The 20,004-nt window shown below is 51.8% G+C and carries 13 protein-coding genes and 2 pseudogenes; 9 read left to right on the top strand and 6 right to left on the bottom strand.

Features of this window, described 5'->3' with window-relative positions; genetic code table 11:
• The first annotated feature begins 167 nt into the window (after positions 1-167).
• From M975_RS09330 to M975_RS23575, 3 genes and pseudogenes are all read left to right on the top strand, one after another.
• Positions 168-1,472: a D-amino acid dehydrogenase gene (locus M975_RS09330; protein ID WP_064558943.1), complete on the top strand. Its 1,305-nt coding sequence runs from the start codon at positions 168-170 to the stop codon at positions 1,470-1,472.
• 14 nt (positions 1,473-1,486) lie between these two features.
• Positions 1,487-2,560 carry a catabolic alanine racemase DadX gene (gene dadX / locus M975_RS09325; RefSeq protein ID WP_064558942.1) on the top strand — a complete coding sequence of 358 codons (1,074 nt, stop codon included), beginning with the start codon at positions 1,487-1,489 and terminating at the stop codon, positions 2,558-2,560.
• Between the two features lie 34 nt (positions 2,561-2,594).
• Positions 2,595-2,717, top strand: a pseudogene (locus M975_RS23575) (hypothetical protein); the annotation flags it as partial.
• Here M975_RS23575 and M975_RS09320 read toward each other — a convergent pair.
• Both M975_RS09320 and ldcA read right to left on the bottom strand, forming a co-directional pair.
• Positions 2,661-4,373, bottom strand: a pseudogene (locus M975_RS09320) (potassium/proton antiporter); the annotation flags it as partial. The pseudogenes M975_RS23575 and M975_RS09320 overlap by 57 nt on opposite strands.
• A gap of 91 nt (positions 4,374-4,464) precedes the next feature.
• On the bottom strand, positions 4,465-5,385 hold the full coding sequence (ldcA, locus tag M975_RS09315) for a muramoyltetrapeptide carboxypeptidase (RefSeq protein ID WP_064558940.1): 921 nt from the start codon (positions 5,383-5,385) through the stop codon (positions 4,465-4,467).
• A 105-nt stretch (positions 5,386-5,490) separates the two neighbouring features.
• On the opposite strand from ldcA, the gene emtA reads away from it, so the two are divergent.
• Positions 5,491-6,099, top strand: coding sequence for a membrane-bound lytic murein transglycosylase EmtA (gene emtA / locus M975_RS09310; protein WP_064558939.1), 609 nt, complete (start codon positions 5,491-5,493; stop codon positions 6,097-6,099).
• A 72-nt stretch (positions 6,100-6,171) separates the two neighbouring features.
• Here the strand turns inward: emtA and ycgR are convergent, their stop codons facing one another.
• On the bottom strand, positions 6,172-6,903 hold the full coding sequence (gene ycgR, locus M975_RS09305) for a flagellar brake protein YcgR (RefSeq protein ID WP_064559191.1): 732 nt from the start codon (positions 6,901-6,903) through the stop codon (positions 6,172-6,174).
• Positions 6,904-7,127: 224 nt separating this feature from the next.
• Here ycgR and M975_RS09300 point away from each other — a divergent pair, with 224 nt between their 5' ends.
• Complete coding sequence (locus M975_RS09300) at positions 7,128-7,379, top strand: GlsB/YeaQ/YmgE family stress response membrane protein (RefSeq protein WP_064558938.1); 252 nt, start codon at positions 7,128-7,130, stop codon at positions 7,377-7,379.
• A 145-nt stretch (positions 7,380-7,524) separates the two neighbouring features.
• On the opposite strand, the gene ygjK is transcribed toward M975_RS09300, so the two are convergent.
• Together ygjK and ygjJ are read right to left on the bottom strand one after the other, a co-directional pair.
• Complete coding sequence (gene ygjK, locus M975_RS09295; RefSeq protein WP_064558937.1) at positions 7,525-9,897, bottom strand: alpha-glucosidase; 2,373 nt, start codon at positions 9,895-9,897, stop codon at positions 7,525-7,527.
• Between the two features lie 9 nt (positions 9,898-9,906).
• Entirely contained in the window at positions 9,907-10,947 is a 1,041-nt protein-coding gene (gene ygjJ, locus M975_RS09290) for a protein YgjJ (protein ID WP_425339003.1), read from the bottom strand.
• A gap of 233 nt (positions 10,948-11,180) precedes the next feature.
• Here ygjJ and ebgR point away from each other — a divergent pair, with 233 nt between their 5' ends.
• The 4 genes from ebgR to M975_RS09270 all read left to right on the top strand — a co-directional run bounded on the left by ebgR (position 11,181) and on the right by M975_RS09270 (position 17,497).
• Positions 11,181-12,158, top strand: a complete 978-nt coding sequence (ebgR, locus tag M975_RS09285) for a transcriptional regulator EbgR (protein ID WP_064558935.1) — start codon at positions 11,181-11,183, stop codon at positions 12,156-12,158.
• A gap of 221 nt (positions 12,159-12,379) precedes the next feature.
• Positions 12,380-15,451 carry a beta-galactosidase subunit alpha gene (gene ebgA / locus M975_RS09280; protein WP_064558934.1) on the top strand — a complete coding sequence of 1,024 codons (3,072 nt, stop codon included), beginning with the start codon at positions 12,380-12,382 and terminating at the stop codon, positions 15,449-15,451.
• Positions 15,448-15,900, top strand: a complete 453-nt coding sequence (locus M975_RS09275) for a beta-galactosidase subunit beta (protein WP_064558933.1) — start codon at positions 15,448-15,450, stop codon at positions 15,898-15,900. The genes ebgA and M975_RS09275 overlap by 4 nt, the downstream gene beginning before the upstream one ends.
• Positions 15,901-15,997: 97 nt before the next feature.
• Entirely contained in the window at positions 15,998-17,497 is a 1,500-nt protein-coding gene (locus tag M975_RS09270) for an amino acid permease (RefSeq protein ID WP_064558932.1), read from the top strand.
• Between the two features lie 44 nt (positions 17,498-17,541).
• On the opposite strand, the gene M975_RS09265 is transcribed toward M975_RS09270, so the two are convergent.
• Positions 17,542-19,719: a TonB-dependent siderophore receptor gene (locus M975_RS09265; RefSeq protein ID WP_064558931.1), complete on the bottom strand. Its 2,178-nt coding sequence runs from the start codon at positions 19,717-19,719 to the stop codon at positions 17,542-17,544.
• Positions 19,720-20,004 lie beyond the last annotated feature (285 nt).

Below are 20,004 nucleotides of genomic sequence, written 5' to 3'. Positions count from 1 at the left end.
TGATGATATCTTCGCGCGTAGGAGATTCTAATTATCGTCACCCCGCTGTATCAGGTCAGGATGTGAGGAAAGTCACTATAACAAAGCCATATGTTGAATAACATTTTCATCTGAGTTATCAATTTGTAATCAGAACATTATTCTTTTAGCTAAATGGTGGAATGGTTATGCGTGTTGTGGTGCTGGGAAGTGGCGTTGTGGGTGTCAACAGTGCCTGGTATTTACGCCAGGCAGGGCATGATGTCACGGTTATCGACAGGGAAGCGGGGCCTGCTCAGGAAACCAGTGCGGCTAACGCCGGGCAAATTTCACCGGGCTATGCGGCGCCCTGGGCCGCTCCGGGCGTGCCGCTAAAAGCGATTAAATGGATGTTCCAGCGCCATGCGCCGCTTGCCATCAGCCTTGATGGCACACAATTCCAGCTCAAATGGATGCTGCAAATGCTGCGCAATTGCGACATGCGCCACTACATGGAAAACAAAGGCCGGATGGTGCGCCTGGCGGAATACAGCCGCGATTGCCTTAAAGAATTGCGTCACACCACAAATATTCAGTACGAAGGGCGCCAGGGCGGCACGCTGCAACTCTTCCGCACTGCTCAGCAATATGACAATGCCGCCAAAGATATCGCGGTGCTCGAAGATGCGGGTGTGCCTTACCAATTGCTCGAGGCGAGCCGTTTGGCTGAGGTCGAACCGGCACTGGCCCATGTCGCCCATAAACTAACGGGTGGTCTACGTTTACCGAACGATGAAACCGGCGACTGCCAGTTGTTTACGCAAAATCTGGCGCGGATGGCTGCTGAGGCGGGCGTTGAGTTTCGCTTCAATACCTCAGTCGATCGCCTGCTGTATGAAGGCCAAAGCATCTATGGTGTGCAGTGCGGTAAAGAAGTGGTGAAAGCCGACGCCTATGTGGTCGCTTTTGGTTCGTACTCCACCGGTTTGCTGAAAAACATCGTTGATATTCCTGTTTATCCGCTCAAAGGCTATTCGCTGACAATCCCGATTGCTGATGAGCAGGGCGCACCGGTATCGACTATTCTCGATGAAACATACAAAATTGCTATCACACGATTCGACCAGCGTATCCGTGTCGGTGGGATGGCAGAAATTGTCGGCTTTAACACGGAATTGTTGCAACCACGCCGTGAAACACTGGAAATGGTGGTTCGTGATCTTTACCCACGCGGTGGCCACGTTGAGCAAGCCTCTTTCTGGACGGGTTTACGCCCAATGACGCCAGACGGCACGCCAATTGTTGGGCGTACGCCATTTAAGAACCTGTGGCTCAATACCGGTCACGGCACGCTTGGCTGGACGATGGCCTGCGGTTCCGGCCAGATGCTCAGCGATTTAATTTCCGGAAGAACGCCCGCGATCCCCTTTGATGACCTCGCGGTTGCGCGTTATTCCCCAGGTTTTAAGCCGACAGGATCGCAGCGTTTGCACAACGCTCATAACGAATATTAATAAAGGAGTGGTCAATGACCCGTCCTGTTGTTGCGACGCTGAACCTCAGCGCGCTGCGTAACAATTTACACGTTGTCCGCCAGGCCGCCCCTCATTCGCGCGTCTGGTCGGTGGTTAAAGCAAATGCGTATGGTCATGGAATAGAACGTGTCTGGTCGTCGTTACGCGAAACCGATGGCTTTGCCATGCTCAATATTGAAGAGGCTATCTTGCTGCGTGAACGCGGCTGGAAAGGGCCGATTCTGATGCTCGAAGGTTTCTTCCATGCCGATGAACTGCCGCTATTTGACCAGTATCGACTGACCACCAGTTTGCATAGCAACTGGCAGGTAAAAGCCCTGGCTAATGCCAAACTGAATGCGCCGCTGGATGTTTATCTGAAGATGAACAGTGGCATGAACCGCTTGGGTTTCAGCGCTGAACGCGTGCATTCCATCTGGCAGCAGCTGCGTGTGATTGCTAACGTCGGCCAACTAACGCTAATGGCGCATTTTGCCGATGCGGAACAGACTGATGGCATTGTTGAGCCGATGAAACTCGTTGAACAGGCTGCGGAAGGCTTAGATTGCCCGCGTTCGCTTTCTAATTCAGCGGCAACGCTGTGGCACCCGGAAGCGCATTTTGACTGGGTTCGCCCCGGCATTGTTCTGTATGGTGCATCCCCGACGGGCCAATGGTGCGACGTTGCAACCAGTGGCTTGCAGCCTGTGATGAGTCTGCAAAGCGAAATCATTGGCGTGCAAAACCTTAAACCGGGCGATACGGTGGGCTACGGTAGCCGTTACCGGGCAAGCAGCGAGCAACGCATTGGTATTGTCGCCTGCGGTTATGCCGATGGTTACCCGCGCCATGCGCCTGATGGCACGCCAGTGCGTGTTGACGGCGTGTTAACGCATACGGTCGGGGCCATCTCTATGGATATGCTGGCGGTCGATCTCACACCGTGCCCGCATACAGGGATCGGCAGCCCGGTGGAATTGTGGGGCAGCGAGGTGAAAATTGATGATGTGGCTCATGCCGCGGGGACGGTGGGGTACGAATTAATGTGCGCTTTGGCACCACGCGTGCCTGTAGTTACAACATCCTGACTATTGTTGCATCAACGCCTTTTGCACATCGGTATTGGTATGGGTATGGCGGGTAAATTACCTTACCCGCCATATTGTTTTATTACTCGGTCTCTTCACTCTCAACGCGTACACCGATCTTACGCACCTGGTTATCTTCTTTTTCGGCAACGGTCCAAATCATGCCGGCAAATTCAACCTGGTCACCCACAACCGGCGCGCCGCCTAACATGCCCACGACAAACTCACCCAGCGTTTGCTGCGTATTGACGCTATCGTCCAGCTCAAGCCCGTAAATGGTGGCTACATCTGCAAATTGAGCGCTGGCTTCAAGAATAAAGTCGCCAAAGAATCGCTGGTCGAGCGCAACCGGTGGCGACTGGCTAAACATTTTACCCAGTGCTGGTAAATCACGTTCGCGCCCAATCACGCATAACACATCGCCGACCTGTAAACGCGTGCGGTCGCCTGGTTGCAGCAGCACATTGTCACGAAACAGTGCGGCGATTCGCGTATCTTTTGGCATTTTCAGTTCGCGCAAAGAGGCGCCGATGCACCACTTATCTTCGCTGAGCTGATAAACAAACTGTTCCCACGGGTTTTCAGGGTGTATATCCAGACCTACGCGGGACACCGGCCAGCCGACAGGCGGAACCACCACTTTGGCTTTTTTTGCCGCCCAACCCAATGACGTGCCTTGTAGTAACAGCGACACCAGAACCACGAAGAAGGCGACATTAAAGAACAGACGCGCATTCTCAAGGCCTGCCATCATCGGGAATACAGCAAGGATGATGGGCACCGCGCCACGCAACCCCACCCAACTGATAAACACACGCTCGCGTAAATTAAAACCACGGAACGGCAGCAGGCCGAGGAAAACAGACAGCGGACGAGCAAAGAAAATCATCCAGATCGACAACAGCAAGGCAGGAATGGCAATCGGTAACAGATCGGTCGGATTGACCAGCAGTCCCAGCACCAGGAACATGCCGATTTGCGCAAACCACGCCAGACCATCAAAGTTTTGCAGAATACCAAAGCGGCTGCGGATAGGGCGGTTGCCGAGTACAAAACCACACAGGTAAACCGCCAGAATCCCGCTGCCGTCTAAAGCGGTGGTGATACCAAACACCATAATCCCGCCGCTTAATGCAAGCAGGGGATACAACCCCTGCGGCAGCGTAATACGGTTGATCATTTGCAACAGCAAATAACCGCCGCCAAGGCCAAGCACAATGCCCAGACCAAACTGCTGAATAATATCCATCAGGAACATCCAGCTCAGGCCGGTTTGCCCATGCTGAATCATCTCGATAAGCGTGATGGTTAAAAATACCGCCATCGGATCGTTACTGCCGGACTCAATTTCGAGCGTTGCGCCGACACGTTCGTTCAGCCCTTTGCCGCCGAGCAACGAGAACACCGCTGCCGCATCGGTTGAACCGACGATGGCACCAATCAACAAGCCTTCTATTAAATTGAGATTAAACAGCCAGGCGGCTGCCATGCCGGTTAAACCGGAGGTGATGAGAACGCCCACGGTTGCAAGCGAAAGTGCCGGGCCAAGCGCTACGCGAAAGGAGCTTGCCTGAGTGCGCATTCCGCCATCAAGCAGGATGACTGCCAGCGCCAGGTTACTGATCAGATAGGCAAAAGGATAATTATCAAACGGAATGCCGCCAATACCATCAATCCCCGCCAGCATGCCGATAGCGAGGAAAATAACGAGGATGGGGATACCAAGACGCGAGGAAAAAGAACTCAATAAGATGCTACAAGTTACCAATACGGAACCTAAAATAAACAGACTGACTATCGCCCCTGCGTCCAAAATTATCTTTCTCCTTTGCGTGTGTATCTATTCGTGAAGCAAATTTTAACACGGAAAGCATTGATTCATTGTGCTTTCTGAGGGGCATATTCTACTTATTTTGTCTCATTACCGGATGACCGCTGACGGTGAGACTTGCTGTCTGCCCGTCGTGGTGCAGTTCTCCGAACGCGCCCAATGGCAGGGTAACCGTTTCAGGTTCATGTCCGAACGGTAAACCGCGCAGCACAGGAATAGACAACCGCTGCTGCAACATCCGACACATCTCATCGAAATTATAGTCACCGTCATAATCACTCAGCGTAGCGCCATTGAAACTCCCCAGAATTAGCGCCTTCTGGCGGGCTAAAATCCCGGCATGATGGAGTTGCAGCAATAAACGTTCGACGCGGAAAGGGTGCTCGTTAATATCTTCGACCACCAAAATGCCGCCATCAATCACGCTTAACCACGGCGAGCCAATCAGTGATACCAGCATCGCGAGGTTCCCGCCCCAAATGGTCCCACTGGCCGAACAGGCAGGCGTTGGGCTTTGCCAGTTGAGGGTAAATTGTGGCTCCGTAATGGCTTGCCAGAAGTGCTGCCAGGTGAAGCTATTTAACTCTTCCGCACCAAAATTACCGGCAAGCATCGGCCCACTGAATGTGATGGTTCCGGTTTGCGAAAGCAGTGCTAACTGGATTGCCGTGAAATCGCTGTGCCCGCAAATCACCGGCGTGCGTTGACGAAACGCGCGGCCCAGACTGGCATAGTCGATATTTTCAAGCAGACGGGTTGCGCCGTAACCGCCGCGCACCGCCAGAACGATATCGCATTCCTCAGGAAGTGCAGATAAATCCTGAATATCCGCCAGGCGCTGGTCGTCAGAACCGGCAAAACGCTGGAAGCGCCGGGTCACCACGGATTGGTTTTCTACCCTGTGACCAGAGGCTTTCAGGCGCTCAATACCGCGTGCAGCGGCAGCCTGATTTACACAGAAACCTGAAGGGGCAATCAAACGAATCGTAGTCATGGCATTTCCTGGCTGAGAGTTATTTGGTTATCATGCCGTTATCAACGGTGGTTGTCACTCGCCTGGCAGTGATGAATCCTGGTACGTAACACAAAGGATAGATGCGTGAATATAAGATGGCTGATTGTATTGGTTCTGTTTTTAGCGGGTTGTTCGAGCCACACCACTAAACAACCTGAGTGGGATCCCACAAAACCGGTACAACGCGCAAAAACATGGATGCCGATAACCGATCAGGCGGCAAAAGAGTGGGGTGTTAGCCCGCGCGTGATTACGGCGATTATCGCGGTGGAGTCAGGCGGTAACCCAACGCTTGTCAGTAAATCCAATGCAGTAGGCTTGATGCAGATTAAAGCTTCGACGGCGGGCAAAGATGTTTACCGCCATCTGGGATGGGGCGGGCAACCGTCGACCAGCGAGCTGAAAGACCCCGCGCGAAATATCTCTATTGGTACGGCGTATTTGAGCATTCTGGAGCACGGTATTCTGGCGGGAATTGAAGACCCGCAAACCATGCAATATGCACTGCTGGCCTCTTACGCCAACGGTGCAGGGGCATTGCTCAGAACATTCTCGTCCGATCGCAAAGATGCCATTGACGAGATCAACGATCTGAGCCCGGATGAGTTTTACGATTACATCGCCAAAAACCACCCGGCACCGCAGGCACCGCGTTATTTGTATAAAGTGTCCAAAGCGTTAAACGCGATGTAATGAAACTCGTCATACTTCAGGTTGCAGGGATGTTGGCTGCAACTTGAAGTATTTGGGTTCATCCAGCCTGTTTTATTTAACCCGGTCAGCTTTTTCACGCGCCGAACGTTCCAGTGAGAAAATAATGCGCTGTAATTCGCGCTCAACGGCCGGGTTAACATTCAAAAAGCGGAAGCTCAGGCGTGGTGTGCTTATCGTCTGATTTTTGCCGTCGATAACTTTTCGCTCTGAAAGCGTTATCAATTGCATATCAAAGTGGAATTTCCCCCACTGTGACAAATCCATTTCGACCTGCGAGAAACGCATTCCGGCTTTTAGCCCTTCCGGCAATGGCCCGTCAACCAGTGCACCCATGCCTCCTAAAGACAAATCACATAGTCTGAACTGGAAGGGTGTGCCATCCGGCAGGGCTGTGTTGCAGTGGTAGTAAGGCTGAAGCGGTGCACTGATGCGAAAATATTCCCGGCGCTGAATAAACCATAAAGTAGGAGGGAGGGGCGCGTGGAAGGCCGGTAAATTCAGGTAATCCACCGGCTGAATCTTCGGCATCATAAACTCAACTTTTGCCCCTTCAGTCTCCGCCGTAAACTGGATGTTTGTCGCCTTTTGCGCGGCCTGGTTTTCCTGGGTCTGGCTGCCAAAATCCACGATCAAACCGGTAGCCGTCACCTCAAGAATTTTGCTAATAAATTGCCCTGATGACCAGCTCAGACGAACAGGCACCTGGTTTTTATGGAGATCACGTAACACGCCTAGTACTGCCAGAGGACTTTGTTTCAGAAACTGCTCGTTATAGTTACTCAAGGCCAGGTCCATGTTGTGCTTTCTAAAGTGGTAAGCAGGTATATCGGCAGATAAATGTAAACGTTGAGAAAAATTTTGTGCTTAAAGTTGTTAAGCTTCATGACTTGAATCACGTTTTTCTAAGCTTTGATTATACTTAGCGTACCGACAGACAGAACCCACTGCCAAATTGATGTGGATTCTGACTTGTTACCACAAACACAATAATGAAGAGGACGTTCAACATGGGTATTCTGGCCTGGATCATTTTCGGTTTGATAGCGGGTGTTATCGCAAAACTTATTATGCCTGGTAAAGATGGCGGCGGTTTTATCGTGACCTGTATTTTGGGGATTATCGGTGCGGTTGTGGGTGGATGGATTGCAACATTCCTTCATGTTGGAGGAAACGTGACGGGCTTTAACCTGCCAAGTTTCCTGGTCGCAGTAGCAGGGGCGATTATTGTGTTGATTATCTACAGAATGGTTCGACGCTAAGCGGGTTTTGTAGGGGGGATTAGCGCAAGCGACATCCACCATGTCCGCCAGAAATGTCGGATGTCGCTACGCTAATCCGACCTACAAAAAGTCGAAAAGATTTGTTATTAGACTTAACGGCCCCATTTTTGGGGCCGTTTTACGTTTACTGTTTTTGGGTGAAGAAATCGTTGTACAGCATATAAAGGTGCGCGGCGCTCCAGGAGAAATTCGGTGCACCTTGTTGCTCGCCGTTAAGCGGATTGTAGTTCTCGCGAATTGGACCATCGCTCGTCAGGCCATTGGCATGCGCAAAGAAACGATTCGCCATTTCCACCGCATCTGCACGGTAACCGTAGCGTTCCATTCCTTTCAGCCCGAAGTAGAACTGATCCACCCACACGCGGCCACGCCAGTAAATATCTGCGCCAAATGCCGGGTTGGTGAGCGACGCGGTGCCCAGCGGCACGTAGGTATTAAACTCTTTCGGGTCTTTCATCACTTTCACGACGGCATCAGCGTGGGCTTGGGTGGCGGCACCATTGAACAACGGTGACCAACCTTCCGGGCCTTTGCCACGGGCAACAATAGGCTTGCCTGCGCAGCCATTTGCCAGCGGTTTATCTTCAATGCGGATGTCGTAGTAGAAGCCGGTTGCATCGTCGAACATACAGGTGTTGATGTAGTCCGCGAGTTTTTTGGCGTGCTGGCTAAAGCGTTGTGCATCTTCAGGTTTACCAAGAATTTTCGCCATTTCAGCCAGATAACTGCTGTCGCTGAACATATAACTGGCCTGATCCACGGACTCCTGCAATAGCGAATAGCCCAGCAGTGTGCCATCCGGTGCGTGGTTTTCAGCAAACAGCACCTGCCAGTCTTCACGTTTACCGCCTTTATCCAGGTAACGCTGTAACTGGTCCGGGTCGATAAAGCCAAATACCGAAGCATCATCACGCCCGGACTCCCACGACGCCGCCACCTGCGCAGGGATATCAATGCTGTCATATTTCCCACTGCGCAAAACGCGGTTGTAGTTATCCAGCCCAACCATTTTTTGCTCTTTATTGCCGCGCTTGACGGTAAAAATCATCTCACCGTTTGGCGTGTTATGGGCTTTATCGCGCGTGGCACCATATTCCGGCACGCCGTTGTGGTTATGGTCGCGGTTACGCAGCCACCAGTCGTGGTAGGCCACCAGATGCGGGTACATTTCCTCAAGCCAGGCTTTATCCTTCGTGGTTTTATACACTTCCATCACGGACCAGGCGGCCAGGCTTGGCTTGGTGTTGCGTTCATTCCAGTTGCTGCCATCACCGCCGCGCTCCGGGCTTTTGTTATAAGCCAGCAGATCCGGCACAAAACCCGCATCCCATGGGCGAACAGGGTCATTTGCCGGTATCTGCCAGGCAAACACCGCGCGGATATTATCCTTCGCCACATCCGGATTAAAATGCGCCATGGCGTAAGCCTGTTTCCAGGTGTCCCACGGCCATGTCTGGTTGCCGGAGAACCAGCGCCCGGTGACCGACGGGGTGACGGAATCAAATTTCATCGCACCCGCCACACCACGCCAGTTGCCATTGAGCGTTTCAATGGCTTTCACGGCGACACGCGTTTGTGCGGCAGTCGCATCAGGGTTGTTTAAACCTGTTTTTAGATAGCCTTCCCAGCGCTGTTGCGATGCCGTGATATAAGGCTGCGGGTGCTGGAGAATATCGGTAATTTTACGCTGCTCTTTTTGCGCTTCAGCCGCAGTCAGCAAATGAGAGTAGGTGGTATAGACGGTGGTCGAGTCTTTAATATTGGCTTTCGCCACAAAACGATGCCCGTCGATTTGCGTATGCATCGGCAGCGTTTTATGGATTTGATACTGCGACTCGCCAGAGGTCATCAGATTGGAGTCGGAACGCACTTTGCCAAAGGTGACGTTCAGGCCATCAGGTGTGGCATGCAGCGTGCGGTTGTAGCCCGGAAATTCCTGATCAATGGTTTCGTCAGACTGAGGTTTTTGCTCCTGCTGGTGGTACTTCTCCAGTAATTCCCCATCCCACACCAGTTCAAGTGGCGCATCGGTGGTTATTTCGGTCGCCAGCAGTGAGGTGCGGGACGTGACAAAGCGCAGCGTCATTTTTACCGTCACGCCAGGTGCGCTCAGCGTTTGAATCAGGGCGCCGGGAATGCTGTAGGCCTGCATGGTGAAAGCGACTTTCTGACCATTTTTATACACGCTCAGGCGGTCGAAATTATTCGCCATAAAGTTGATGTACTCTTCGGTCAGCAGTGCAGGGCCTGGGAACCCACCCATGCCTTCGTTGTTGGCTGGCAGTAAATGCCCGTGCCAGGCACCATCATCGAATAGCGGGTTAAAGCGCTGGTGTTCATCAAAATCGAAATCTTGCATCGCTTGCGGCGCACCGCTGCGATCAATCACGTTATGGAATTGGTCGGCTTTTAACGCGCGGGTGTCGTGCTGTGTGGTTTTACACCCGACAAGAATAAGCAGGGCGGCAATCGGGGCGAGACGGAAGATGGTTTTCATGTCGTATCCTTACCAGTAAAAATATTGCATTACGAATACCGAGTTGCTGGCATCGGTAGTGTCATTGTGAAGATAAAAGCGGCTGTCGAGTGCCGTGGCGAGTTTCCCGCCAAAATACTCATACCAGATACCAAACTGTGCGTAGGACGTGGTCTGGTCTTCGGCGTTGTCCATCAGGTGCTGTGCGTAGCTCCACGCCGTCGAAAAATAAAGGCCTTTGGCGGGTTCAATCATTCCGCTGACCATCATCCCGGTTTCACTCCCCGGCGCGTGCCCGTCACCTTTTCCGGTGTGGTGCCACACGCGTCCGGCCAGGTGTTTACTTTGCAGTCCCAGTAAATACATCTGCCCGGTGCCATCGGTCACTTCCAGCCCGTTGAGCAGGGTTAAATCTTCCAGAATGTCATACTGAACATAGCCGTTGATCATCGCCTGATAAGTGTATTTATCTGAATAGCGGTCATATTTCCCGAAATGCAGCCAGGCTTTGCTTTCATCGACACGACTTTCAGGCGCTGCCATGACACTGTAACGTAACTTGCCCGTCAGGTTTTGTAGCTTGGCGGCGTAAGTTAAATCGCGGGTATTGGGAATGACATAACCGTATTCCGGGGTGAAGTCGCCCCACCATTGCAAATCGTCGAGGGATGAATCGTTGCGGGCACTTAAAATCCACTCGGTGCCTTTATCGGTACGGTAGCCGCCGTAGAAACGGTTGATGCCACCTTCGAAACCGCCCCAGCCGTGATCCGGTACCCAGGCGTTGCCCTGGTGGTCGGCCTGAACAGTCCAGCCTTCGCCGTACAATAATCCAAACCAGTTACCGTGTTTAACTTCGAGCCCACCTTCGATGTATGTGCCGTCACTGTATTTGTGCTTATCGTCGCCATTCAGGTAAACACTGCCGCCAAGCCCCATTTCACCGTAAAAGCGGAATGCTGTTTTATCGGTGTCTGCCGCCAGTGCCGGAGGCGGGGGCGTCTGGTGTTCTGCCGGTACTACCGCCTCGGCTGCAAGCAGTGAGCCTGCGGGCGAAAGCAGTAATATCAGCGGTGCCATAGAAAAAATTTTAACCATGAAGTCCATTCCTTATTGTTATCGCCGTTCTCAGACAGCGGAATGGAGCTTATATTAGTTAAAATTTTACTAAAAAATACACTCAAATTGATAAAGCGATAAGTTGATCACATCGTCACAGCAAGCAATTGCAGGCCAGCCGAGGGTATACATGTTCTCTGTATGCCATTAAGCTATTGTTTTCATCAGTTGATTATTGGGATGTTATGGCTACATTGAAGGAAATCGCGCAGGCGGCTCAGGTATCTGTGGCTACGGTTTCGCGGGTGCTGAATGACGATCCCACGCTGAGCGTCAAAAGCCAGACGCGTCAGAAAATTCTCGAGGCCGCTGAGCGCCTGGAGTACAAAGTGCTTAGCGTTAAACGCCAGGCCAATCAGCGCCTCACTTTTGCTGCACTTTATACGCACGGGCAAGAGCTGGAAATCAACGATCCTTATTACCTGTCAATGCGCTATGGCATTGAAACACAATGTGAAAAACTGGGTATTACGCTGGCGTCCTGTTACGACTTCAAAGGTGACCGCCCGCTGGTTTCGGCCAACGGTTTACTGGTGATTGGCAAACCCCAACCTGCGACACAGGCCATTCTTGAACAGCAGGAATTGCCAGTGGTGTATCTTGATGGCGTCACAAATGACCCGCGTTTTGACTGCGTCAGCGTCGATTTAGCCAAAATCAGCCAGAAAGTTATCGACTACTTTATTTCCCGCGACTATCTGCGCATCGGCTTTATTGGCGGCCGTGATGACCCGGAATATGCCGACCAGCGCGAACTAGCGTTCGTTGAGTATGGTCGCAGTAAAAAAGTCGTAAAATCTGAGGACGTTTATTACGGTGATTTCAGCAGCCAGGCCGGCTACCAGTGCGCTCTGAAAATGCTTGCAACATCAAGTGATTACCCGCCAGCTTTGTTTGTGGCAACGGACTCCATCGCCATTGGTGTGCTGCGTGCATTGCATGAACACGGCATTAAAGTGCCGGAACAAATGGCGCTGATTAGCGTGAACGATATTCCTACCGCGCGCTTTGTTTACCCGGCGCTGTCGACTGTGCGAATTCATTCTGAAACTATCGGTGCTCAGGCGGTAAACCTGCTGATGGAGCGCATCCGCGATGAACGTACAATCCCACTTTCGGTTTATGTTCCCAGCTCTTTGCAGTTGCGCGATACCACAATTTAATCGTGCGTATACCTGACCGACGACAAACGCCGCGGGGGTAGAGTACAACCCCCGGCGCATGCGGGCTGCGCAAAATAAAGAAGCAGCGCATCATCTCCCTCCTTTCCCGACACTCCCTTCGATTTATTGTGATCGCCACGGCATTTAGTAAACATTAACTTTTAATTTTTACTAAAATTTTACTATTGTCTGCCTCATACACACGTAATGAGGATGTTGGCGTGAATAACTGGGAAAATATAGAAAAACAATCAGAGAACCGGCTGCCTTCGCGCGCCTGGTTTCATGGCTACGACAGCGCCGAACAGGCCCGCACGCTGGATCGTAATTCAAGCCAGGGGTTTATGCTGCTGAGTGGGAAGTGGGCGTTTAACTATTTCGATCACCCACAAAAAGTCCCGGCCGAGTTTTATCGTGAACCCATGGCTGCATGGGGCGAAATCACCGTTCCGGGTATGTGGCAGATGGAAGGCCACGGCAACTTGCAATATACCGATGAAGGCTATCCTTTCCCCATCGACGTCCCGTTTGTTCCTACCTACAACCCAACCGGTGCTTATCAGCGCCAGTTTTCACTGCCGGTTGAATGGCTACAACGCCAGATCATTATTAAATTCGATGGTGTAGAAACCTATTTTGAAGTTTACGTGAATGGCCAGTATGTGGGATTCAGTAAAGGTAGCCGCCTGAGTGCTGAATTTGATATCAGCCCATACGCGCAGGCTGGTGAAAACTTGCTCAGCGTTCGGGTGATGCAGTGGGCGGACTCTACCTATATTGAAGACCAGGATATGTGGTGGATGGCGGGGATTTTCCGCGACGTTTACCTGCTAGGCCAGCCAAAAGTGCACCTGCATGACTTCACGGTTGTCACCGAATTTGATGACAACTACTGCGACGCCGAGCTAAAGCTCGACTGTGAACTGCACAATTTTTCCGGGGCATCAGCCGAAGGCTATCAGCTGCACGTGCAGTTATTTGACGGGGAAAAGTGTATTGCCCAACAGCAAAACACGCTGTCTGTTCAGCGCGCTTCCCGATGCCAGTTTTCGATTCCTGTTACACAGCCAAAACAGTGGAATGCAGAACACCCCAATCTCTATTTGCTGTTGTTAACGCTTAGAGATAACAACGGTAAGACAGTCGAAGTTGTGCCGCAGCAAGTCGGTTTCCGTGACATCAAAGTGCGCGATGGCCTGTTTTACGTAAATGGCCGTTACCTGAAATTGCATGGTGTTAACCGCCACGACCACGACCATCGGAAAGGCCGAGCGGTCGATATGGCGCGTGCTGAACGCGACATTATTCTGATGAAGCAGCACAACATTAACTCCGTTCGCACTGCACATTACCCGAACGACCCGCGTTTTTACGCCTTGTGCGACCAGTACGGTTTGTTTGTGATGGCTGAAACTGACCTCGAAAGCCACGGTTTTGCCAACGTCGGCAATATCAGCCGTATTACCGATGACCCACAGTGGGAACAGGCTTACGTCGAACGTATCGAGCGCCACGTGATGGCGCAGAAAAACCACCCGTCAATCATCATCTGGTCTTTGGGGAACGAGTCGGGCTACGGCTGCAACATTCGTTCGATGGCGGCACGCTGCAAGGCTCTCGACCCAACGCGCCTGGTGCATTACGAAGAAGATCGCGATGCAGAAGTGGTGGACGTTATCAGCACCATGTATTCACGTGTCTCTATGATGAACGCCTTCGGTGAATATCCACACCCGAAACCGCGCATTATCTGTGAATACGCCCATGCGATGGGTAATGGGCCGGGGGGGCTTGCTGAATATCAGGCCGTATTTAACCAGCACAAATGCCTGCAAGGGCACTACATCTGGGAATGGTGCGACCACGGTTTACTGGTGCATGACGAGCAAGGGCGCGAGCGTTACCAATATGGCGGCGATTACGGCGACTATCCAAACAACTACAACTTCTGCATGGATGGCCTGATTTACCCGGACCAGCGCCCAGGACCTGGCCTGCGCGAATACAAACAGGTGTTATGCCCGGTTAATATTCGCCAGACAGAACAAGACGACGTGTTGCTGGTGGAAAACCGTTACTGGTTCAGCACGCTGGCCGATATTGATTTCCGTGTGTCGTATCAGGTCGATGGCAAAACTATTACGCAGCAAACGCTGACGGTGCCGCATTTGCTTCCGGGCGAAGCGGAAAAGCTGCATCTCACGCCACCGGTTCTGCCTGCGGGTGAAGTGTTTATCAATGTTGAAATCATTAAGCGCAGTGCCACGCCATACAGCGAAGCCCTGCACGCACTAGGCCAGTTCCAGATACTGCGCAAGCCCGCTGTTTCGGGTGAAAACTTGCCTGCGGTGCAGACCGGCGCATTACGCAGTGAAACTCAGCAGCATCAACAAATCGTCAGCGGTACCGATTTTTCCCTGACGTTCTGCCGCCTGAGCGGTGAGCTGGTGTCATGGTTGGTCAACGGTCAGGAAATTGTCGGGCGCGCACCGCATCTGACTTTCTTCAAACCGACGATTGATAACCATAAGCAGGAATTTGAAGGGTTGTGGCAGCCGTATCACATCCACCTGATGCAGCATCATTTCCGGGCGATGCGTGAGTACTCGCAAGGCGATGATCGGGTGATTGAAGTTGATAGCGTGATTGCCCCTCCGGTATTCGACTTTGGCATGCGTTGTACCTATCAATGGCGAATTACCCCAGCAGGGCACGTCACCCTTAATTTGTCTGGCGCACCTTACGGCAACTACCAGGCCATTATTCCAAAAATCGGCCTCGACTTTGGGATCAGCACTCGCTTTAAGCAGGTGGAATATTACGGGCGAGGGCCTGGCGAAAACTACGCGGACAGCTGCCAGAGCAACCTGATTGGCCATTATCGCCAGCCGGTTGCGAACCTGTTTGAAAACTACCCGTTCCCGCAGGATAACGGCAACCGTCAGCAAGTGCGTTGGTTAAGCGTTGAGGATGAAAATGGCAACGGTATTTTCATTCAGCCGCGTAAGCCAATTAACTTCAGCCTCTGGCCGTATAGCGCAGAAATGCTGCAACAGGCGCAGCACATCAATGAGCTGGAAACCTGCGATTACCTGACGCTCAACCTTGACGACCAGATCCTTGGCCTGGGTTCTAACTCCTGGGGTTCCGAAGTGCTGGACTCATTCCGGGTCTATCTCCAGCCGTTCCAGTACGGGTTCACTATGGTGCCGTTCAGTCCGGCACAAATTAGCGCCGCACAGCTTGCGAAACACAATCTCCAGCCAGGCGTGGAAGCGGAGGATGCGCAATGATTATTTTAAATACGCTTGAAGATTTTCAACAGAACTACCGTGCCGGTAAAAAATGGCAGCGTTGCATGGAAGCCATTAATAACCTGAAAAATATTCAGGCTAATGTTTTTTATTCCATTGGTGATTCTCTGGTTTACCGCCTGAGTGAAGGCGGGGCGGAAAACACGGAGTTATTCGAAGGCCATCGCCGTTATTTTGATGTGCATTATTACCTCGCAGGAAACGAACAGGTGGAGATTGCGGCTAAAAATGAATTAACACCTGCAGTGGCATACCGCGATGAATCTGACCGGGAGTTTTTCCGCGGGCAGGGTGAGTTACATGAACTTAAAGCAGGCAACGTCGTTATTTTTGAAAATCACGAAGCGCAGCGTTTTTCTCAAGGGAAAGAAGTGCGCAAAGTGATCTTAAAAGTCACCGTTGAAGAAACGTATTTCTTAAACAAATAAGGTGCGGACGTAACCCAATGTCGGATGGCGCTTGCGCTTATCCGACCGACGAAAAGCACTAATAAAAGTATCCTACACAATGTGGAGTGGAGTTTTTATGGCTTCAACAAACAGAAATACTATTGGCAAGTTCGGGTTATTGGCGATGACATTTGCGGCCGTATTTAGCTTCAATAATGTCATTAACAACAATATCCAGTTAGGCATCGCATCGGCACCTGTTTTTCTGGTGGCGACGCTGATTTACTTTATCCCGTTCTGTTTAATCATCGCAGAATTTGTTTCGTTAAACCGTAATTCTGAAGCGGGTGTCTATGCGTGGGTCAAAAGTGCATTAGGCGGGCGCTGGGCGTTTATTACGGCGTACACTTACTGGTTTGTGAATCTATTCTTCTTCACTGCACTGTTGCCAAGGGTTATTGCTTACGCCTCGTATGCCTTCCTCGGTTATGACTATATTTTCACGCCATTAACCACCGCTTTAATCAGTATCTTCCTGTTTGCATTCTCGACCTGGATTTCAAACCATGGCGCGAAACTGCTTGGGCCGATGACATCTGTCACGTCCACACTGATGCTGCTACTGACTTTCTCCTACATCATTCTGGCAGGTGCCGCAGTGATTGGTGGCGTGGAACCGGCAGACCCTATCAACGTCGAAGCGATTACGCCGCAGTTTAGCTGGGCATTCCTCGGGATTATTGCGTGGATTTTCCAGGCTGCGGGTGGTGCGGAGTCCGTGGCGGTGTACGTTAATGACGTCAAAGGCGGCAGCAAAGCGTTTGTTAAAGTGATCATTTTGTCCGGCTTGTTTATCGGCGGCCTGTATACCGTGTCGTCGCTGCTGATTAACGTCTTTGTTCACAAGGCCGATTTGCACTTTACCGGCGGTACAGTGCAGGTATTTGAAGGGCTGGCCCGTCACTTCGGTTTACCGACAGTGTTGATGAATCGCTTCGTGGGGATTGTCTCTTTCACCGCCATGTTTGGCTCATTGCTGATGTGGACGGCGGCACCGGTTAAAATCTTCTTTACTGAAATCCCGAAAGGTATTTTTGGTGAGAAAACCGTGCGTCTAAATGCGCATGGCGTACCGACCCGCGCGGCCTGGATCCAGTTCCTGATTGTCATTCCATTAATGCTTATCCCAACCATTGGTTCGGGTAGTGTGCAGGAGTTGATGAACACGCTGATTAACATGACGGCTGCGGCATCCATGTTGCCACCGCTGTTTATCATGCTGGCTTACCTGAACTTGCGCATGAAATATGACGAAGTGAATCGTGATTTCCGCATGGGGACACGCATGCAGGGCATCGCCATTGTTAGCGTGTTGATTGTGATTTTCACCGTTGGGTTTATTGCCTCTACCTTCCCGACCGGTGCCAGCATTATGACCATCATGTTTTATAACGTCGGCGGGCTGGTGATATTCCTTGGTTACGCCTGGTGGAAATATAACAAATACGAGAAAAGCCTCGATGCCCGTGCGCGGTATGAAGCCGATACGCCACTGGCCCAAATTGCGCTGGAACAGCAGCAGGGAAAGCCGGTTTCACCGCTCGCCGGTGATATCGCGGTAACCTGTCAGCCATAAACAAAACGGCCCCAAACGGGGCCGTTCTTAACAGTTAACCAAACTTAGAAATCATATCCGACGGTCGCAATCACAGAACGCTCCGCGCCCCAGTAGCAATAACCCGTCCCGTAACAGCCCGCGACATAATCACGGCCCGTCAGGTTGGTGGCATTAACCTGCACAAATGCGCCTTTAAGTGACGGTGTCCATGCGCCCATATCGGCACGCACCATGGCATCAAGCAGAGTTGTAGACGGCACGCGCAGGGTGTTTTCGTTATCCGCCCACTGCTTGCCAATATAGCGTACGCCAGCACCGGTGCTGATACCGAAGTCGGCTTTGAACATTGCCCACAGGCTTGCCATCTGATCTGGCGTGACGTATGGCGTGTTGCCATCGTTACCGTCAATAGCATCCTTGAAGCGCACTTTGTTGTACGTGTATCCGGCGATGGTCGAGAAACGTTGGTTCCACTGCGAACGGGCTTCAAGTTCAATACCTTGCGAATGCACTTTCCCGGCTGGCTCATAGTAACTGCCCTGAACCACACGGTTGCCGACATCTTTCTGCGTCAGGTCATAAAGTGCTGCGGTGTACATATCCGCGGTGCCCACTGGCTGGTATTTCACACCGGCTTCATACTGCTCGGCAGTGGTTGGTTTCAGCAGTTTGCCATCGGCATCCGGCAGAACCTGCGGTGTAATCGCCTGGCTGTAGCTGATGTACGGGGAAACACCGTTGGTGAACGCGTACAACAGTGATGCACGGCCGCTGAAATGGTCGTCGGTACGGTTATCCGTCACGTCGCTATCAATGGCTTCGGCCACAATGTGGCTCTTGGTGACAATGTGGTCATAACGGCCAGACAACGTCATATGCCATTGATCCCACTTCATATCATCCTGCAAATAAACGCCTGTTTGTTCGTACTGGCGTTTGCCTGCTTTGGTCAGCAGACCCTGGTTGATGGTGGAGTAAGTTGGGTCGCGCGGGTCGTAATAATAGAAACCGCCAGGGCCGCCGGACTCGCCCGTCCACGGGTTAATGTTGGTGGTGTAAGCCGAGTCATCAGACAAGTCGTTGGTGTATTTATGGAACTCACCGCCGAGCACCACTTTGTGGTCCAGCTCGCCTGTTGCGAAATCAGCTTCCAGCTGGTTATCAATGGCGTAAGCGTCAAGCGATGAAGTTTCGCCGCTGTAATAACGCATCAGTTCATCGTGCGCCACATCAGCCCAGCCAATTTGATATGCCTGCTTCAGGCCCACGTTTGAATGGGTGTAGCTGGCGTTGGAGCGGAACGCCCATACGTCGCTAAAACGGTGTGCAAACTCATAGCTGTAAATCTGCTGGTGGCGTTTGAACTCGTCATTGCCAGGTTCTACGTCAGAGAAACCGGTGCTGATTTTACGGCCAGTGGAAGAATAGATACTGCCATCCGCCGGGACGGAACCGTGGAAACCGCCGGACGGATCTTTTTCCAGATAAGCACGCAATAACAGCGAGGTGTTTTCACCTGGCTGCCAGAGCAGGGACGGGGAGATAGCGTAACGTTCTTCACGCGTATTCTCATACTGGGTATCGGTATTTTTGGTCATCCCGATAATGCGATATGCCCATTCATCGTTAATCGCATTGGTGTAATCGAACGCGGTGCCGGTGGTGTTGTTATTACCGTACATCGCGCGGACATGGCCTTCCTCGATAAACTGCGGGCGTTTAGAGGTTTCCATGACCAGGCCACCAGGAATCGTTTGCCCGTACAGTGCAGAAGATGGCCCCTTGATAACGTCAATACGTTCCAGGAACCATGGGTCGACCTGAACCACGTTATAGCTGCCACCGTCGCTCATCAGGCGCAGGCCATCAAGGAAGGTGTTGTTCACGTCGCCGCCATGGAAGCCGCGCAGGGCGACGGTGTCATAACGGGTGGCTCCGCCAGCAAAACCGGTGAAAGCGCCAGGGGTGTAGTTCAGCGCATTGTTAACCGATAACGCGCCCTGGTCGTCCATTTGCTGGCGCGTCACGACGGAAATAGATTGTCCGGTGGTGATGATGCGTTCATCCGTTTTCGTTGCCCCACGGCTGACGGTTGCGGTATAGCCTTCGGTTGCGCTGGTGGAGGTTTCAGTTGGTGCTGCTGTGACGACAAGGGTGTCTTCAGCCAGTGCATAAGCAGGTGCCGCAAGAGCAAGCGCGCAAAGTAAAGCAGAGCGCTTGACAGTAAATGCCAGTTTCATTGAGTTATTTTCCCGAGAAGGTCTTATTGTAATCACCTGAAACACTGGTCTTTGCCAGCAGAATGGGGACGAAATCAGGTGATGCCACTGAATTATTGGAATGCGAATTATTATCGTTATTGTTTACTGATACAAGTACAAATATTGGCAGTAGAAAAATGAAAGCCCATGAAAAGAATGGTGTTTTTTGAAAGGGATAGGGGATTAATGTTTAAAAACAACCCTCACCCTGGCCCTCTCCCTGAGGGAGAGGGGAAAAAGCGCAGGCAAAAAATGAGAAAGAAG

This window comes from Buttiauxella brennerae ATCC 51605 (assembly GCF_001654925.1).
In the GTDB taxonomy this organism is placed as follows: Bacteria; Pseudomonadota; Gammaproteobacteria; order Enterobacterales; family Enterobacteriaceae; genus Buttiauxella; species Buttiauxella brennerae.
Note: the sequence above shows the minus strand (reverse complement) of the source record. Positions and strands in the feature narration are given on the sequence as shown.

Bases quoted from the DNA above. Each gene is read 5' to 3' on its own strand.
- M975_RS09300 (WP_064558938.1), top strand. From the start codon at position 7,128: ATGGGTATTCTGGCCTGGATCATTTTCGGTTTGATAGCGGGTGTTATC.
- M975_RS09270 (WP_064558932.1), top strand. From the start codon at position 15,998: ATGGCTTCAACAAACAGAAATACTATTGGCAAGTTCGGGTTATTGGCG.
- ldcA (WP_064558940.1), bottom strand. From the start codon at position 5,385: ATGACTACGATTCGTTTGATTGCCCCTTCAGGTTTCTGTGTAAATCAG.
- M975_RS09265 (WP_064558931.1), bottom strand. From the start codon at position 19,719: ATGAAACTGGCATTTACTGTCAAGCGCTCTGCTTTACTTTGCGCGCTT.
- M975_RS09275 (WP_064558933.1), top strand. From the start codon at position 15,448: ATGATTATTTTAAATACGCTTGAAGATTTTCAACAGAACTACCGTGCC.
- ygjK (WP_064558937.1), bottom strand. From the start codon at position 9,897: ATGAAAACCATCTTCCGTCTCGCCCCGATTGCCGCCCTGCTTATTCTT.
- ebgR (WP_064558935.1), top strand. From the start codon at position 11,181: ATGGCTACATTGAAGGAAATCGCGCAGGCGGCTCAGGTATCTGTGGCT.
- dadX (WP_064558942.1), top strand. From the start codon at position 1,487: ATGACCCGTCCTGTTGTTGCGACGCTGAACCTCAGCGCGCTGCGTAAC.
- M975_RS09330 (WP_064558943.1), top strand. From the start codon at position 168: ATGCGTGTTGTGGTGCTGGGAAGTGGCGTTGTGGGTGTCAACAGTGCC.